Raw genomic sequence first — 1,536 nt, forward strand, 5'->3', positions numbered from 1 at the left:
TACGACCAAAATCGCGCTCTTTCAGGCGTGCCGCCAGCCAATTCAGATCCAGCGCACCGACGACCACGCCAGAGATGCCTCCCGTGTCAGCCGTGATCGGCAATGCCAAAGGCAGGACGTTGGTGCCGGACACCCTACCCTTTGTGAATTCGCCAACAACGAAGGTGCCTTTGCTCATGGCTTCGCGAAAATAGGGCCTGTCGCCAATTTTGATGCCGAGGCCCTTCCCGTCCTGAATACAGCGCACGGTGCCATCACTATCGACCACACCGAGACTGGCAAACTGCGGCAGGCTCTTTCCCAGGCGCTGCAAATAAGTGTTGCAGCCATCAACGTTGAATTCCTGAACCACCGGAGCGGCGGCCAGGGTGGCCATCACGTTCTGTAAACCATCGATGATCCGCGTCATTTCCAGCGAAGCCAGTTCACCCGAGCGCAGGGCCTCAACCTGAATTTCGTGCTCTTTTGCCAGGCGGGTAGACGCAACATTGTAGAAAAGGATCGCCATCGCCGGGGCAAGGGCCAGCGACGTCAATAAGAATAGGCGGCGCGTTAGCCGAGCCTTAGCGATGTTCTCGTCCTCCCCCTGAAGCAGCCAGGTCCTGTCATCCGCAATTACACGGGACAATCTCTGAAACAAGAGGAAAAGCTTTCCGAAGTCAGCGCCGTGACAACGATAACGCAGGGCCCTCCCACAGGCCGTACGAAATTTGCAGTATGTGCCGGAGCCCGCGAGGCCTGTCTTCGAGAACGAGAAAGCTAGTAACGGGGCGAGCGAGTGACGATCGCTATGTACTCATGGCAACCACCCTTAAAATGGATATCCAGAAATCGCGTTGACGAACCGAAAAGATGGCAAAAGAGGAGATATCCGATCTATGGCCGCTCTTAAGGATGCGAGCGCTAGGCTGACACACTGTACACCGAGGTCTTCGCTCGGCTGACTGGCCAAGATGGAGGCCGTTTCTCCGGACAATTATTGCTGCCGTTCAAAGGATGGAGGGAGACGCGGAGCTCCCACCAAGTGGAAAGTTGCACTCGCTAGACCATGGACGAGACAGCAAGCGGATGGGAGTATTAGCTCTCGCAAATGCATGATTCCAGCGACAGCTGCATTGACGTGACAACGGTGGAACCGAAAATAGCAAGACTCCTCGCAACAAGCATGCTCGGCGGCCTGTGTGCCTGTGGAGACTAATGGCGCGAATATACCGTCAACACGCCAGTCGCAATGTATATAGCAGAGAGTCTGGTTAGAGACGGATTTTACGGCATAAATACGGCAGAGATCCATGGCAACGTATTAGCATATACCCCATTTTATCTAATAATTGCAATTGCTTATGGCGTCACAAAATCATCATTTGGCACATCACGCATTTGTGATCACGGTCTGCTGGGCCATCAGAGATACGCGGAGCAAGTGCGACACCGTACCCGTCACAGCCTCGCGCGGCCAACGAGTTACTTGACCGTTTACCCTGTAGCGAAACCGAAACCAAGGAGCAGACATGAAACGCAGGACTTTTCTGATCG

Annotated in this window: 1 protein-coding gene; it reads right to left on the bottom strand. The window is 54.4% G+C overall.

Going from position 1 to position 1,536, the window contains the following annotated elements; genetic code table 11:
- Positions 1 to 628, bottom strand: a 628-nt coding sequence (locus EQW76_RS28660; RefSeq protein WP_280176919.1) for a cache domain-containing protein, incomplete at its 3' end; no start/stop codon positions are given.
- Between the last annotated feature and the right edge of the window lie 908 nt (positions 629 to 1,536).

It is taken from the genome of Rhizobium sp. rho-13.1, assembly GCF_007000305.1.
GTDB classification, from domain to species: domain Bacteria; phylum Pseudomonadota; class Alphaproteobacteria; order Rhizobiales; family Rhizobiaceae; genus Rhizobium; species Rhizobium rhododendri.